The 14,710-nt window shown below is 60.6% G+C and carries 13 protein-coding genes; 8 read left to right on the forward strand and 5 right to left on the reverse strand.

What is annotated here, in order from left to right:
* The first annotated feature begins 1 nt into the window (after position 1).
* Together BMZ63_RS02390 and tesB are read left to right on the forward strand one after the other, a co-directional pair.
* On the forward strand, positions 2-1,174 hold the full coding sequence (locus BMZ63_RS02390; RefSeq protein ID WP_091701179.1) for an NAD(P)/FAD-dependent oxidoreductase: 1,173 nt from the start codon (positions 2-4) through the stop codon (positions 1,172-1,174).
* A 254-nt stretch (positions 1,175-1,428) separates the two neighbouring features.
* The gene (gene tesB, locus BMZ63_RS02395) at positions 1,429-2,289 is read left to right on the forward strand and encodes an acyl-CoA thioesterase II (protein ID WP_091701182.1); all 861 of its coding nucleotides are present in this window, start codon (positions 1,429-1,431) and stop codon (positions 2,287-2,289) included.
* A gap of 16 nt (positions 2,290-2,305) precedes the next feature.
* Here tesB and BMZ63_RS02400 read toward each other — a convergent pair whose 3' ends face one another.
* Positions 2,306-2,752, reverse strand: coding sequence for a flavodoxin (locus BMZ63_RS02400; protein WP_091701184.1), 447 nt, complete (start codon positions 2,750-2,752; stop codon positions 2,306-2,308).
* Positions 2,753-2,928: 176 nt separating this feature from the next.
* Between BMZ63_RS02400 and BMZ63_RS02405 the strand changes: the two genes are divergently transcribed.
* The gene (locus tag BMZ63_RS02405; protein WP_091701187.1) at positions 2,929-4,497 is read left to right on the forward strand and encodes an inorganic phosphate transporter; all 1,569 of its coding nucleotides are present in this window, start codon (positions 2,929-2,931) and stop codon (positions 4,495-4,497) included.
* Positions 4,498-4,593: 96 nt separating this feature from the next.
* A complete protein-coding gene (locus BMZ63_RS02410) occupies positions 4,594-4,860 on the forward strand; it encodes a hypothetical protein (RefSeq protein WP_091701190.1) in 267 nt (88 codons plus the stop codon).
* A gap of 177 nt (positions 4,861-5,037) precedes the next feature.
* Here BMZ63_RS02410 and panP read toward each other — a convergent pair whose 3' ends face one another.
* The 3 genes from panP to BMZ63_RS02425 form a co-directional block, all read right to left on the reverse strand.
* Positions 5,038-6,708, reverse strand: coding sequence for a pyridoxal-dependent aspartate 1-decarboxylase PanP (gene panP / locus BMZ63_RS02415; RefSeq protein ID WP_091701192.1), 1,671 nt, complete (start codon positions 6,706-6,708; stop codon positions 5,038-5,040).
* 67 nt (positions 6,709-6,775) lie between these two features.
* Positions 6,776-7,117: a DUF503 domain-containing protein gene (locus BMZ63_RS02420; protein ID WP_091701195.1), complete on the reverse strand. Its 342-nt coding sequence runs from the start codon at positions 7,115-7,117 to the stop codon at positions 6,776-6,778.
* A gap of 277 nt (positions 7,118-7,394) precedes the next feature.
* Positions 7,395-9,062: an isovaleryl-CoA dehydrogenase gene (locus tag BMZ63_RS02425; protein ID WP_091701197.1), complete on the reverse strand. Its 1,668-nt coding sequence runs from the start codon at positions 9,060-9,062 to the stop codon at positions 7,395-7,397.
* Positions 9,063-9,275: 213 nt separating this feature from the next.
* Between BMZ63_RS02425 and BMZ63_RS02430 the strand changes: the two genes are divergently transcribed.
* From BMZ63_RS02430 to BMZ63_RS02445, 4 genes are all read left to right on the forward strand, one after another.
* Positions 9,276-9,497 carry a hypothetical protein gene (locus BMZ63_RS02430; RefSeq protein ID WP_091701200.1) on the forward strand — a complete coding sequence of 74 codons (222 nt, stop codon included), beginning with the start codon at positions 9,276-9,278 and terminating at the stop codon, positions 9,495-9,497.
* A gap of 152 nt (positions 9,498-9,649) precedes the next feature.
* Entirely contained in the window at positions 9,650-10,669 is a 1,020-nt protein-coding gene (gene hemB / locus BMZ63_RS02435; protein WP_227663484.1) for a porphobilinogen synthase, read from the forward strand.
* Between the two features lie 49 nt (positions 10,670-10,718).
* On the forward strand, positions 10,719-12,860 hold the full coding sequence (ppk1, locus tag BMZ63_RS02440) for a polyphosphate kinase 1 (protein WP_091701203.1): 2,142 nt from the start codon (positions 10,719-10,721) through the stop codon (positions 12,858-12,860).
* 44 nt (positions 12,861-12,904) lie between these two features.
* Positions 12,905-14,188: a YdgA family protein gene (locus BMZ63_RS02445; protein WP_091701205.1), complete on the forward strand. Its 1,284-nt coding sequence runs from the start codon at positions 12,905-12,907 to the stop codon at positions 14,186-14,188.
* A gap of 28 nt (positions 14,189-14,216) precedes the next feature.
* Here the strand turns inward: BMZ63_RS02445 and coaD are convergent, their stop codons facing one another.
* On the reverse strand, positions 14,217-14,699 hold the full coding sequence (gene coaD / locus BMZ63_RS02450; protein WP_091701208.1) for a pantetheine-phosphate adenylyltransferase: 483 nt from the start codon (positions 14,697-14,699) through the stop codon (positions 14,217-14,219).
* Positions 14,700-14,710 lie beyond the last annotated feature (11 nt).

A 14,710-nucleotide genomic window follows, 5' to 3' on the forward strand; every position in this document is an offset into this window, starting at 1 on the left:
CATGGCAGACCAGGCCCCGATTGTGGTGGTGGGCACCGGGCTTGCGGGCTATTCGTTGTTGCGGGAACTGCGCAAACACGATCCCGACACCCCGGTGGTGATGCTGACCGCCGACGACGGCACCAGCTATTCCAAGCCGATGCTTTCTACCGGCTTCACCAAGAACAAGGATGCCGACGGCCTGGCACAGGCCAGCGCGGAGAATATGGCCGTGCAGTTGAATGCCGAGATCCGCACCCACGTCCGGGTGGTCTCAATCGAAGCAGACCGCCACGAACTGGTGGTGACCGGTGAGCCGGCCGGTGAGCAACGCCTGGTCTACAGCAAGCTGGTGCTGGCCTGGGGTGCCGAACCGGTCCACCTGAACCTGGCGGGTGATGGCCAGGATCGGGTGTATTCCATCAACGACCTGATGGACTACCGTGCCTTCCGCAAGGCCGTGGATGGCGCGCGGCGTGTCGCGATCATGGGCGCCGGGCTGATTGGTTGTGAGTTCGCCAACGACCTTCGCAACGGCGGCTATGAGGTGGATGTCATCGCTCCGGATCACCGGGTAATGCCCGGGCTGTTGCCCGAAGCCGCCGCCGCTGCGGTGCGCTCGGAGCTGTCCGCACTGGGCGTTGGTTTTCACCTCGGTACCGTGGTGGAGCGGGTGGATGCCGTTGGCGACGGCGTGAACCTGACGCTGGCCAGTGGTGAGCAGATAGCGGCTGACGTGGTGATCTCGGCGGTGGGTTTGCGACCGCGCACGGAGCCGGCCGAGGAGGCCGGCGTGCAGACCAACCGGGCGATTGTTGTGAATCGGGCGCTGGAAACCTCTGTGCCGGATATTTACGCCCTGGGCGATTGCGCCGAGGTGGATGGTCATGTGCTGATGTATGTGTTGCCGCTGATGGCCTGTGCCCGGGCCCTGGCGAAGACTTTGGTCGGTGAGCGCACCGAGGTGCGTTATGGCGTGATGCCGGTGATGGTGAAAACGCCGTGTTGCCCGACGGCCGTCTATCCGCCACCGGCCGATGCCGAGGGCCAGTGGCAGGTGGAAAGTGAGGGCAGGGACGTGCGCGCGGAATTCCGCTCGCCGGTGGGTGAAACGCTTGGATTTGCCGTTACCGGTGATTATGCGGTGGAAAAGCAGGCATTGGCGCGCAAGGTGCCGGCGATTCACTCTGAATAGTCGGAGCAGAGGCGTCCATATGCGGGCAGGCCTTTCCAAAACTGTCTGCAGCCAGGGATGGCTGCAGTCAAGCCCTACAGGGAAGTACTCGCGGGCGTGTTTTGGAAAGGCCTGCCCGCATATGGGCTTACTCCAAAATGTGCAGGCTGGGATGTGTAGGCGGCTCATTGCCAAAACTGCGCAGCTCAGGTAAAAAACGTTCGTAAGCGAACTGCCGGCAGGGCAGGCAAACGGGTTTCGGAAAAGAGGCAGGCATGCAACAAATAACACGAGAACTGGTGGAACTGCTGGATCTTTCGCCGCTCGGCGATGACCACTTCCAGGGCGACAGCGAGGATCTGGGGTTCCCCCATGTGTTTGGTGGTCAGGTGCTGGGGCAGGCATTGATGGCGGCCAGCCGCACCGTGGAAAATCGGCTGTGCCATTCCCTGCACGCCTACTTCCTGCGCCCCGGCAATCACAGCATGCCCATTGATTACGAGGTGCAGCGGGTGCGCGACGGTGGCACCTTCTCCGTTCGCCGGGTAATCGCCCGTCAGGAAGGCAAGGAAATACTGACCGGCTCCATGTCCTTCCAGGTGGCGGAGCAGGGTTTCGAGCACCAGTTGGACATGCCGGAGACCACGCCGCCGGAAGAGCTGAAATCCGAGCAGGAGTGGGGCCGGCTGCTGTCGGAGCAGGCGCCCCGGCAGCTTCGGGAAATGATGACCCGTGAACGACCCATTGAAATTCGCCCGGTGAATCTCGTTAACCCGTTCAAGCCGGAAAAGCACCCGCCGCACCACCAGAACTGGTTCCGGGCCCAGGGGCCGTTGCCGGATGACCCGGTGCTGCACCGGTGCTTGCTCACCTACGCCTCGGATTTCACCTTCCTGGGTACCTCACTGGCGCCCCATGGACGCAGCTTCCTGAGTCCGGGCATGCAGGTGGCCAGCCTTGACCACGCCATCTGGTTCCACGACGACTTTCGCATGGACGAATGGCTGCTGTACGACAAGGACAGCCCCAGCGCCGGCGGTGGCCGGGGCTTCAATCGGGGCAACTTTTTTACCCGGGATGGCCGCCTGGTGGCGTCCACCACCCAGGAAGCGCTGATCCGCGAGCGCCAGCGCTAAGGGATTCTTCTTGTTTTCAGAGGCCCGCCGCCCAGGTTTTTGCCCAGGGCGCGGCCTCGGCTTCCGGCTCCATGGTTTCCAACGCGTCGATCTTCAGTGTTTCGCCCACTTTCCGGGCCGCGGTTTCCAGAAGCGCCTCTTCCATCAGGTCACCGGCGCCACAGAAAGTGTCGCCGTAGGAGCTGTCACCCAGCACGACAATGCCAAATGGTCGCCCCGGCTGCTGGGGCAGTTGCTCGCGCAGGTCGATGTAAAAAGGCAGCAGGTTGCCCGGAATTTCACCGTCACCGGTGGTGGAGGTGCAGACCAGCAGCGCGTCTTCATTGTCCGTAATATCCGAGAGCTCCGGGTTCTCCAGAACCACCACCTGGTGGCCTTCGGCTTCCAGTTCTTCCTTGATTTTACGGGCGGTCATCAACGCGCCACCGTACACGCTGCCCGTCAGAATGCGGATTGCTGCCATGGTCTCGCCTTTTTTGAATGAGTGATGGAAATGTAATGGTGGCCGATCATAGCGGGGGCGGGCCAACGGCTCAAGCCGCCGGTTAGTTGCAGTTTTGTTTCAATTCTGTGGCAAAAAAATTATAGTTTGCCGCGCTGAATTGCTTCAATTCATCCGCATACAAGAGATCTCTGGTTATGGCCCGCTCTTCCGGTTTTCTGGATACCCTGCTTACCGCCCCTTCCACCGAACGATATCGAATTGGTTTCAGTGTTCTTTTCCTGCTTGGCGTCTGGCTGACCGTCGGCACGTTAAGCCAGGATCTGCCGAACAACATGTTGCTGATGGCCGCCGCCGTGATTGGCGGTTACATGGCAATCAACATCGGTGCCAACGACGTTGCCAATAACGTCGGCCCCGCCGTTGGCTCCGGTGCCCTGTCGCTGGGTGCGGCAGTCTTGCTGGCGGCGGTATTCGAAGCGGGCGGTGCGATCATCGCCGGCGGCGATGTGGTGTCCACCATCAAGGGCGGCATTATTGACCCGACCACGCTGGAAGATCCCCGCGCGTTCGTCTGGCTGATGACCGCAGCACTGCTGGCTGGCGCCCTGTGGCTGAACCTGGCCACCTGGATGGGGGCGCCGGTCTCGACCACCCACTCCATTGTTGGTGGTGTACTTGGCGCCGGTATTGCCGCCGGTGGCTGGGGCATTGCCGACTGGGCGGTGATGGGCAAGATTGTCGCCAGCTGGGTAATCTCGCCGGCTCTTGGCGGCATGTTGGCGGCGTTGTTCCTGTTCTTTATCAAGAAGACCGTGTTGTACCAGTCGAACCTTATCGATTCTGCCCGCCGCTTCGTGCCGCTGCTGGTTGCGGTGATGGCCTGGGCGTTCGGCACCTACCTGATGATCAAGGGTGTGAAAAAGGTTGTTAAGGTGGATTTCATGCAGGCGGCCCTGATTGGTCTGGCGGCTGCCGCAGTGGTCTTTTTTGCCATGCGCAGCCTGGTTTCCCGCAAGGCTGCGGCCATGGAAAGCACACCGCATGGGGTCAGTGAACTGTTTACCTGGCCGCTGATCTTCGCCGCCGCGCTGCTCAGTTTCGCCCACGGTGCCAACGACGTGGCCAACGCCATTGGTCCGTTGGCGGCTATTAACGATGCCATCCGGGCCGGTGGCGATGTGGTGACCGCGGCCAGCATTCCGCTCTGGGTGATGATGGTCGGCGCCCTTGGCCTGGCGGTGGGCCTGATGCTGTTTGGCCCTCGCCTGATCAAGACCGTGGGCAGCGAAATCACCGAGCTGGATAAGACCCGGGCCTTCTGTATTGCCCTGTCGGCCGCGCTGACCGTGATTCTGGCCTCTCAGCTGGGCTTGCCGGTCAGCTCCACCCACATTGCCATTGGTGGTGTGTTTGGTGTGGGTTTCCTGCGTGAATACCTCAAGCGCAACTATGCCTCTCAGCTACACAAGATCATCGAGCAGCACCAGCCGGAAGAGCGTGAGCGCCTGCGCCCGTTCCTGGAGGATTTCCGGAATGCCTCGGTGGAGGAAATGGAGAAGCTGCTGCAGCAGGCCAAGAAAGACAAGCAGCAGGTGCCGCTGGCCAAATCCGAGCGCAAGCGTCTGAAGAAGATTTACCGGGAAGAGATGGTCAAGCGTTCGCATCTGGTGAAAATTGCTGCCGCCTGGATTATCACCGTGCCGGCTTCCGGCCTGATGGCCGCGATTCTGTTCTTTACCCTGCGGGGGCTGTTTGTGAGCTAAGTCGCGGGGCTGGTGAGATTTTTCCAGTTCAGCCATACTGTAGGCAAGAAAGCGGGGCCGCTGGCCCCGCACACAGACACTTTTCAGGAGTAGGGCATGGGTACATCCAATGAGGGCCGTCAGGCCAAGATGATTGAAGAGCTGCGGGTGTTCATCAAGAAGGTGATGAGCGATCCGACCATTGCCGTTAAATCCATGGAAATCGCCCGCAAGTATCGCGGTGAGCCGAACGCCGACGAGCTGGTGGCTCGCGAGATCAGTGCCAATACCACGATCCGGATTCCGGAGAGCTGGAGTGAGGCGGATAAGATGTTTCTGGAGATCCTGCACGAGGTGTTGGATGACGAGGAAGCGCTTTATTGAGGTCTGACCTGGATTAACAAGATTGTGAGTATGTGCCGGTTCTGGAGCAGGAATGCCTTTCCAAAAAGCGCTCCTCCGGCACATCCTTGTGGCGCTTATGCTCCGCCATCCATGGCTCCGCAAATTTTTGGAAAGGCATTCCTGCCCCCGAACGTCTAACGCTCGGAGTTAACGCTTTTATCCTTCTGAAGTTTCCTTTTCTTTAAGCACCGTCTCCGCCAATTCCTTCACGATCGCCATTTCCTCGGCAATGCCGCTTTCCCGTGCCAGTTCTTTCTGTTCGTCCAGGATGTCCATGAGGATGTCCGGGGTGGTCAGCGGGTTGGCCAGCACCACGCGGAAGACGATGCAGGGGAAGTGGGTGTAGCGGGCCGGCTCCAGGCGGGTCCGGGAGACAAACGCCTTGCCCCGTTCGCGCTGGGTTTTCTGCAAATACTTGGTGATGCGGTTCAGGCTGGTGTTAATTCGCTCGGCCTGGCGTTTGTTGGCCACGGCCAGGGCCTGTTGCACCACCGCCGGGCAGTAGCGGTAGGTGAGGATGTTCAGTTCCGGTTTGGTGACCAGTTCGAAATCCGCGTCTTCGGTAATCATCTCGGCGAAGGTGCGGGCCTTGTTGATGCCTTCGTCGATGAGGATTTCGTAGCCCTCGCGGCCGATGATTCTCAGGCCGGAGTGGATCAGCATGGACATGCCCGGCCGTGAGCCTTCCAGGGTGGTGCTGCCCAGGTCCTTGGAGCCCTTGCGGATGATGTACTGGGCGTGGTGTTCCACGGCGCTGGCCAGCCCCGGGGTTTTGAACACCACCAGGCCCACGCCCATGGGCACGTACAGCTGTTTGTGGGCGTCGAAGGTGACGGAATCGGCCTGTTCAATGCCGCGCAGCAAATGCTGATGGGTGCGGGAGAACAGGGTGGGCCCGCCCCAGGCGGCGTCCACGTGAAAGTGGGCGCGGAATTCCCTGGCGATGTCGGCCATGGCGTCCAGGTTGTCGACGTTGCCGGTCTCGGTGGTGCCGGCAACGCCGCAGATGGCCATGACTTTGATCTTCTGTCTCTGCAGTTCCAGGCACTTGTCCCGCAGTGCATCGATCTGGATGCGGTTCTCGTCATCCGTGGGTACCGGGACCAGGGCGTCGCGGCCCAGGCCCAGCACGTCGGCGGCTTTGCGCAGGGAGTAGTGGCCCCGGTCGGAAACGAGGATGGCCGCACCCTCGTAGCCGTAGTATTTCAATGCCCGGAACAGGCCTTCCTGATGCAGGCCGCGAAAGCTGCCTTCGGCGGGGAAGGCCCGGTTGCGGGCCACCCAGAGGGCGGTCAGGTTGGCCACGGTGCCGCCGGAACACACCGCGCCCAGGGCGTGGCTGGGGTCGTGCATCCATTTACGGTAGAAGGCACCATCCTGTTGGTAAACCAGTCGGTGGATCATGCCCAGGACCTGGCGTTCGAGCGGGGTGAAGGCCTTGGAGGTCTCGATTTTCACCAGGTTCTGGTTCAGGGCAATCATGATCTTGGACAGCGGCAGCATGAAGTAGGGCAGTGCCGAGGTCATGTGCCCGATGAATGCGGGGGAGGCCGTATGAACGGAGTCCGCAACCAGTTTGTCGAGCAGGAACTGGGTCTGCTCGGAGACAAAGACGGGCTTTTCCGGAATGGCAGAGTCGGAAAAGTTTTTTTCCACGTCGGAAAGATCCCGTTCAACCGCGACGATGTGTTCCTGCAGGAAGCCGGCGAGGTTGCGGGATATGTTCTGGTCGATGCGGCTCAGAGTCGAGTCCGGTGCCTCGGGCACGGTGAAGACTCGATACATGGCCTCGATAGAGGCCTGAGCGGATGGTTTCTTTCCGGTCATAGGCGCCAATTCTCCAAGGCGGCGTAGTATAAAGCTTGATCGGGTGTGACGCTATGCCCGGTCGGGCTCAGAGTATTTCCCGTTGTACGTCGAGAATGGCGGCATCGATGCGGCTCTGGATGTCTTTTTCGATCTGGTCCAGACGCTGGGTGATTTGCTGCGGCGAAGCGCCCAGGGCGGCGACGGTCCAGGTGGCGCAGTCCAGTGCCTCGTGGTCGCCGGTTTCCGCGACGGCCAGGTCGGGTTCTTTGCCCCAGACGGCTTTCAGGGCGGTGAAGACTTTGCGCTTGGCTTTCAGGTCGTCACACGCGTAGAGCTGGAAGTGCAGGGTGAGCAGGCCCACGCTTGGGGTGATGGTGGGCTGCTCTGGGGTGTTTTGGGCTAGTAGCTTTCTGAGTGCTTCTGACATCGTTACTTCCAGACATGGTGCGGGAACCGGCGGGGGATGGCTTTCCAAAAAGCGCTTAAACCCGTCCATGGGTCGCTTATGTTCCGCCCCTCAGCGCTTATTGCTCCTGCGTCGCGCTGAGGGTCCAGGGCAGGCCATCCTTGGCCAGCCCGTAAAGAGCTATTCGCTCTTTACCCTTGGCTCCACAAATTTTTGGAAAGCCATCCCCCGCCGGTTCGTGAAGCTTGCAGTGGGCATCCGCATGATCGGGATTTGGGAGCGCCTCACTTGGTGGGGGTTAGCCTACTACAGGCGTCGCCCGTTTGATAATGGCCGCCGGGTTGGTGCCGGTGGGAAGGTTGCCATAGTTCAGGCCGCCGTGGTTTTGCAGGCGGGTGGCACAGAAGGCGTCGGCAACGTTCGGGTCGCTGTGTCGCAGCAGCAGGGAGGCCTGCATGACCAGGGCCAGGCGATCGACGAGGTTGCGGGCGCGGTACTGGATATCGCTGAGGTCGGTGAAGTCTCGTTTTAGCTGTGCCAGGAACTGGTCGAAGCGGCGGTCGGAACCTTTGGCTTTGGCGGCTTCTTTGAAGAAGGCGTCGAGGGTTTCGGGTTGTTTTTCGATGGCGCGCAGGGTGTCCAGGCACTGGACGTTGCCGCTGCCTTCCCAGATGGCGTTGACCGGGGATTCCCGGAACAGTCGGGGCATGATGCAGTCTTCCATGACGCCGCTGCCGCCGATGCATTCCATGGCTTCGTAGGCGTGGTTTGGGGTGCGTTTGCAGATCCAGTATTTGCCCACGGGCGTGGCGAGGCGGGCGAGCAGGCGTTCGTGTTCGTTGTTTTGGTTGTCCAGGGCGCGGGCGATGCGCAGGGCGTAGGTCATGGCCGCTTCGCTTTCGATGGCGAGGTCGGCCAGTACGTTCTGCATCAGCGGCTGGTCGCTGAGCCTGGCGCCGAAGGCGCTTCGGTGGCGGCAATGGTGGCTGGCCTGGGCGAAGGCCTGGCGCATGCCGGCGGCGCTGCCGGTCATGCAGTCGAAGCGGGTCATGGCGACCATCTCGATAATGGTGCGTACTCCGCGGCCTTCTTCACCCACCATCCATGCCAGGGCGCCTCGCAGTTCGGCTTCGCTGGAGGCGTTGGCGACGTTGCCCATTTTGTTTTTCAACTGTTGGATCTGCCAGGGATTTTTGCTGCCATCGGGCCGCCAGCGGGGCATGAGAAAGCAGGACAGGCCGGCGTTGGTCTGGGCCAGTACCAGAAAAGCGTCGCACATGGGGGCAGACACGAACCATTTGTGGCCCACCAGTTCATAGGCCTGCCCCGGGCCTGGCTGGCCGACCGGGTAGGCGCGGGTGGTGTTGGCCCGGACGTCGCTGCCGCCCTGTTTTTCGGTCATGGCCATGCCGATGGTGACGGAGGTTTTGTCGCTGTCCGGAATATTCCGGGGATCGTAGCTGTTGGCCAATATTTTCGGCATCCAGAGCCTGGCCAGTTCGGGCTGATGCTGGATGGAGGGAATGGCGGCAAAGGTCATGGTGACCGGGCAACAGTGGGCAGCTTCCACCTGGGAGTGCAAGTAAAAGCGGGCAGCTCGCGCTACCTGGGCGCCGGGGCCGGGTTGGCGCCAGGGCGAACTGTGCAGGCCGCTTTCCAGGGCGACCCGCATGAGTTCGTGGTAGGCCGGGTGAAAACTGACCTCATCTATCCGGTGACCGTAACGGTCATGGGTGCGGAAGGCCGGTTTGTTGGCGTTGGCCTGGTGTCCAAGGTCAATGGTTTCCGCCTGGCCGGCCCATTGGCCATATTCATGCAGTGCGTCGTGGACTCCGCTTGTGCCTTCACGTTCGACGGCTTCTCGCAGGGCAGTGTCCTGTTCGTACAGGTTGTAGTTCTCCAGCGGTGCGGGTTGATTGAGCACATCGTGAGTGCTGGCCAGGTAGCGTTCGGAGCGGTTTGACATGGCGATAACCTGCGGATGTTTTTTGTCATTATCAGCCCGATATAGACCAACTTTAAACATTACGCAAATTTAATTTGATCGCGATGGCGAGATTGAAAAATCGGGATTATAAAGAGCGCAAGACGGGCCCTATGGGCTGTCAGTCGAGACCCGGTGCTGTCCCGGCCAGGCCTGGCGCACCCGCAGTTCGGTTTTCGTTGATAGGAGAATCTTATGAGTGATTTCGACGAAAGCGCCCTGGACAATGCTGGCAACTGGAGTGCCGACGCAGAGGATACCCATTCACCGGCCGGCCGTGCGCGGGTGAGAGCCCAACTGCAGGCCGATATTGAAGCCTTCCTGCAAAGCGGTGGCCAGATCCAGGAACTGGATACCCATTTCCAGTCCGGTGCCTCGCGCAAGGTGGAGGTCGGTTTCAACAACCGCTCCATGTAAACCTTCCTACCCGTTCTCCCTCCGGGTGCCTGGCCGGGCACCCGGTTTTTGTCATTGCGCTGTCATGAATTGACCTCACACTCGGCCCCGATTGCCTTCGGGGTGTATGATGGAGCCATTTCCCAGGGTTATTCATCTTCAGGAGGTATGTTGTGACCCAGCCGAGCCTGTCACTTTCCAATCGCAGCTTTCCGCACACCCGCTTGCGCCGTAACCGTGCCAGTGATTTTTCCCGTCGTCTGACGCGGGAAAATCAGTTGTCCGCGGATAACCTGATTTACCCTGTGTTCGTGCTGGAAGGCGAGCAGCAGCGTGAAGCCGTGCCCTCCATGCCCGGCGTTGAGCGTTTAAGTGTGGACCTGCTGGTGGAACATGCGGCCGAGTGGGTTGAACTGGGGATTCCGGCACTGGCGCTGTTCCCGGTGGTTCCTGCCGGGAAAAAGGACCTGGCCGGCTCTGGCGCCTGGGACCCGGACGGGTTGGCCCAGCGTGCGACCCGTGCCCTGAAAGCCGCGTATCCGGAACTGGGTGTGATCACCGATGTGGCGCTGGACCCGTTCACCACCCATGGCCAGGACGGCATTATTGATGACAACGGGTATGTGCTGAACGATGTGACCGTTGAAGCTCTGGTCAAACAGGCAGTGTCCCATGCCGAAGCCGGTGCCGACGTGGTGGCGCCCTCCGACATGATGGATGGCCGGGTGGCGGCTATACGCGAGGCGCTGGAAGCCGGTGGCCATGTGAACACTCGCATTTTGTCCTACGCCGCCAAATACGCCTCCAGCTACTACGGCCCGTTCCGGGATGCGGTTGGTTCTGCTGCCAATCTCGGTAAGGCCGACAAGGCCACCTATCAGATGGATCCGGCCAACAGCGACGAGGCCATGCATGAGGTGGCGATGGACCTGGCCGAAGGCGCCGATATGGTGATGATCAAACCGGGCATGCCTTACCTGGACATTGTCTATCGGGTGAAAAAAGAACTTCAGGTGCCTACCTTTGTCTATCAGGTCAGTGGTGAATACGCCATGCACATGGCCGCCGCCGAGAATGGCTGGCTGGATGGCGACAAGGTGATGATGGAGAGCCTGATGGCCATGCGCCGCGCCGGTGCCGACGGGGTGCTGACCTACTTTGCCGTGCGTGCGGCCCGGTTGCTCAAACAGTAATGAATGGCGGACAACCTGGCCGCCGGAACAACCATGGAAAAGGATGGTAATGACAAGCTCTAACGCAAACATCGCGGGCGGTGCCAAGCAGGCAGTGCCGGCACCAGTAGACCTGCCGCCCGTGGATGAGGCGGTCAATATTGATGCCACCGAAAATTACTTCAACCGGGAACTGAGCCAGCTGCAGTTCAATTACCGGGTCCTGAAGCAGGCACTGGATACCACCCATCCGTTGATCAACCGGCTCATTTTCAGCTGCATTTTCAGCAGTAACATGGATGAGTTTTTCGAGATCCGGGTGGCGGGCCTGCGCGAGCAGCTCAAATACGGCCGGGAGAAGATCGGCGTTGACGGCATGCAGCCGGAGCAGGTGCTGGCGGAAATCAGCCGCATTGCCCACGAGTACATTGCCGAGCAGTACGACATCCTCAACAACGTGTTGATTCCCGAGCTGGAAAAGGAAAACATCCACTTTGTCCGCCGTCGGGACTGGACCGAAGCCCAGGCCGAATGGGTGCGCAATTATTTTGAGGATGAAGTCCTGCCTGTGGTCAGCCCCATCGGGCTGGACCCGTCCCACCCGTTCCCGCGCCTGGTGAACAAGAGCCTCAACTTTATTGTCGAGCTGGATGGCAAGGACGCCTTTGGCCGGGAAACCGGCATGGCCATTGTGCCGGCCCCGCGCTCGCTGCCGCGCCTGGTGCGTCTGCCGGATGAGATCTGCGAGGGTGGCGACAACCTCGTGTTCCTGTCGTCGATGATTCACGCCCACGCCGACGAGCTGTTCCCCGGCATGGAAGTGAAGGGCTGTTACCAGTTCCGTCTGACTCGCAACGCCGACCTGGAATTGGAAGACGATCTCGAAGACCTGGCTTCGGCCTTGCGCGGTGAGTTGCTGAGCCGCCGGTTTGGCGATGCCGTGCGCCTGGAAGTGGCCGATAACTGTCCGGAAGAGCTGATGAACTTCCTGCTGCGGGAATTTGGCCTGACCGAACGTGACCTGTACAAGGTCCACGGCCCGGTGAACCTGACCCGCCTGATGGCAGTGGGCAGTCTGGTGGACCGCCCGGACCTGACCTATTCACACTTCTCGCCCTCGATTCCGCGCCAGATCCGCAGCAAGGATTCGATGTTCGACGCCATTCGCAAGCGTCCGATACTGCTGCTGCATCCCTATGAGAATTTCAGCCCGGTGGTGGATCTGCTGCGTCAGGCCGCCAAGGACCCACACGTACTGGCCATTCGCCAGACTCTGTACCGCACCGGCGCCAACTCGGAAATCGTCGAGGCCCTGGCGGATGCCGCTCGCCGTGGTAAGGAAGTCACCGCCGTGATTGAGTTGCGCGCCCGGTTCAGCGAGGAGGAAAACCTGGAACTGGCCAGCCGCCTGCAAGAGGCCGGCGTGATCGTGGTGTACGGCGTGGTGGGTTACAAAACCCACGCCAAGATGATTCTGATCGTGCGCCGGGAAGAGGGCCGCCTGCGCCGTTACGTGCACCTGGGCACCGGCAACTACCACGCCGGCAACGCCCGGCTGTACACCGACTACAGCTTCATGACCTGCGACGAGTCCATTGGCGACGACGTCAACAAGCTGTTCCAGCAGCTGACCGGTATGGGCAAGGCGCTGAAAATCAAGAAACTGTTCCACGCACCCTTTACCCTGCACGAGCGGCTGATCAGCCTGATCGAGCGGGAGGCCAGCTACGGTGAAAAAGGCCGTCTGATCTTCAAGTTCAACGCCCTGACCGAAGCACAGGTGATCAAGGCACTGTATCGGGCGTCCCAGGCGGGGGTTAAAATTGATCTGATCATTCGCGGTATCTGTTGCTTGCGCCCGGGCGTGCCGGGGCTGTCGGAGAATATCCAGGTACGTTCGATCATCGGTCGTTTCCTGGAGCACACCCGGGTTTACTATTTCGGTAACAAGGGTCGGCCGGAGGTTTACTGTTCCAGCGCCGACGCCATGGAACGCAACTTGCTCAACCGGGTGGAAACCGCGTTCCCGGTGGAAGACCCGGCACTGATCGGCCGTTTGCGCGAGGATCTGGATACTTACCTGGCGGACAACTGCCAGTCCTGGGTGTTGCAGCCTGACGGCAGTTACCTGCAGAATCATCCGGGCGAAGAGGAAGAGCCGGTGGCCTCGCAACTGGTCCTTCTTGAGCGTCTGACCAGCAGTGCCGGTTGATCCGGAATTGGCGAAGGAACAACAACGACATAAGGAATGGAACCTTGAAATTCAATAAATGGATAGCCGCTGGCGCGGTATTACTGGTGGGTGCCGGCGCGGCGCCCTGGGGTGTTGGTTATGTCACTGAGCAGCAGTGGCAGCAGGCCACCGATGAAATGAACACCGCCCAGCCTTTTGTGCGCGTCAGTACCGATGATTACCAGCGGGGTATTCTGGGTGCAGAGACATCCGGCACCCTGACCATGGTGGACCCGGCCACCGGCGACAGCCGGCAGATCAAGTTCGACGCCACCGTCAGTCATGGCGTGACCGGCAGCCTGATGGACTTCCGCCCACGCAATGGCTGGCAGCCCGAAGGAGCCGACTGGTTTCCCGAAGAAGACCCCAGGCTGACGCTGGAAACCCGGGTGTGGGGTAGCGCCACCATTGAACTGAATGTGCCGGTCATCGAGTTTGATGACACCGTTAACGGCGAGAGCTTCCGCAGCAGCGGCGGCCTGGCCCGCATCGATGTGGGCAACATGGGCGAGCAGGCTGACATGCTGGTGGTCTGGCCGGAAGTGGCCCTGACCACGCCGCAATCCGACATCTTCCTGGAGGACATTGAACTTGAGCAGGAAATTGCCCTGCTGAAAGGCAGTGTCTGGACCGGACGCGGCACCCTCAGTCTGGAGCGCCTGGCGCTGCAAAGCGCGAGTGCACCGTCAACGGTGATGGAACAGCTGAAGATTGGCAGCCAGACCGAAGCGGTCAATGACAACCAGCAACTGAACTCCGAGCTGAACTTTGACCTGGCCTCGTTGACTGTCGAGGGCGAGGCATACGGGCCGCACCATCTGGGCGTGTTTGTGGATGGTGTGAACGTTGACAGCTGGAACGCCTTCAGCGAAACGCTTAACGAAATGCAGCGGCTGGCCCTGCAGGACTCCGCCAACAATTTCGAACAGCAGATGCGCCTGATGCAGCGTGTCACCGGCTCTTTGCAGGATCTGGTCGGTGCCGGTCTGACGGTGGGGGTCCGGGAACTGAGCCTGAACACCCCGGACGGTGAGGTGCGGGGTGATCTGGAAGTGTCTCATCCGGCGCTGTCCCAGGGTGAACGCCGTGACTTGCTGATGGTCATGCCCCGGCTGACCGGCAATTTTAACCTGAGCCTGCCGGTGGCGCTGGCTGAAAACGATCCGGACCTGCGAATGCAGGTGGCCCCGCTGGTCAAGCAGGGCCTGCTGGTTCAGGACGGTGAACGGCTGGTGATGCGTGGCACCCTCAATGAAATGGTGCTGGATGTGAACGGCACCGCCATGCCGCTGCCACCGCTGTTGTAGCGGCCGCAGTCGCCGGGCCGGTGGTTGTTCAGGTGTCCTGGAATTTTTTCTCCAGGGCGCGGGCAACCGCCGGGTCAACAAACTCGCTGATATCCCCGCCCAGGGAGGCAATCTCCCGGATTAGTGTCGACGAGATGTAGGACAGGTGGTTGGCCGGTGTCAGGAAGACACTTTCCATGCCTGGTGCCAGGCGACGATTCATGTCGGCCAGCTGGAACTCGTATTCGAAGTCCGACACGGCCCGCAGGCCTCGCAGAATGATGCTGGCACCCTGTTCCCGAACAAAATGGGACAGCAGGTTGCTGAACCCGGTGACACTCACATTGGGAATGTGGGCGGTGGCCTGGCGCACCAGTTCGCAGCGTTCGTCCAGATCCAGCAGCGGTTGTTTTTTCGGGTTGTACGCAACCCCCACCACAATCTCGCCAAACATGCGGCTGGCCCGTTCGATCAGATCGGTGTGGCCGTTGGTGATCGGGTCAAAGGTACCGGGATAAATCACTTTGGTCATGGGGCAGCTCC

It is taken from the genome of Marinobacter persicus, assembly GCF_900114155.1.
Classification (GTDB): Bacteria; Pseudomonadota; Gammaproteobacteria; order Pseudomonadales; family Oleiphilaceae; genus Marinobacter; species Marinobacter persicus.

What these genes read in the sequence shown, in the direction of transcription:
- panP (WP_091701192.1), bottom strand. Translation starts at nt 6,708, where the DNA reads ATGACCGGAAAGAAACCATCCGCTCAGGCCTCTATCGAGGCCATGTAT.
- BMZ63_RS02400 (WP_091701184.1), bottom strand. Translation starts at nt 2,752, where the DNA reads ATGGCAGCAATCCGCATTCTGACGGGCAGCGTGTACGGTGGCGCGTTG.
- BMZ63_RS02405 (WP_091701187.1), top strand. Translation starts at nt 2,929, where the DNA reads ATGGCCCGCTCTTCCGGTTTTCTGGATACCCTGCTTACCGCCCCTTCC.
- BMZ63_RS02430 (WP_091701200.1), top strand. Translation starts at nt 9,276, where the DNA reads ATGAGTGATTTCGACGAAAGCGCCCTGGACAATGCTGGCAACTGGAGT.
- BMZ63_RS02410 (WP_091701190.1), top strand. Translation starts at nt 4,594, where the DNA reads ATGGGTACATCCAATGAGGGCCGTCAGGCCAAGATGATTGAAGAGCTG.
- BMZ63_RS02425 (WP_091701197.1), bottom strand. Translation starts at nt 9,062, where the DNA reads ATGTCAAACCGCTCCGAACGCTACCTGGCCAGCACTCACGATGTGCTC.
- coaD (WP_091701208.1), bottom strand. Translation starts at nt 14,699, where the DNA reads ATGACCAAAGTGATTTATCCCGGTACCTTTGACCCGATCACCAACGGC.
- tesB (WP_091701182.1), top strand. Translation starts at nt 1,429, where the DNA reads ATGCAACAAATAACACGAGAACTGGTGGAACTGCTGGATCTTTCGCCG.
- ppk1 (WP_091701203.1), top strand. Translation starts at nt 10,719, where the DNA reads ATGACAAGCTCTAACGCAAACATCGCGGGCGGTGCCAAGCAGGCAGTG.
- BMZ63_RS02420 (WP_091701195.1), bottom strand. Translation starts at nt 7,117, where the DNA reads ATGTCAGAAGCACTCAGAAAGCTACTAGCCCAAAACACCCCAGAGCAG.
- BMZ63_RS02390 (WP_091701179.1), top strand. Translation starts at nt 2, where the DNA reads ATGGCAGACCAGGCCCCGATTGTGGTGGTGGGCACCGGGCTTGCGGGC.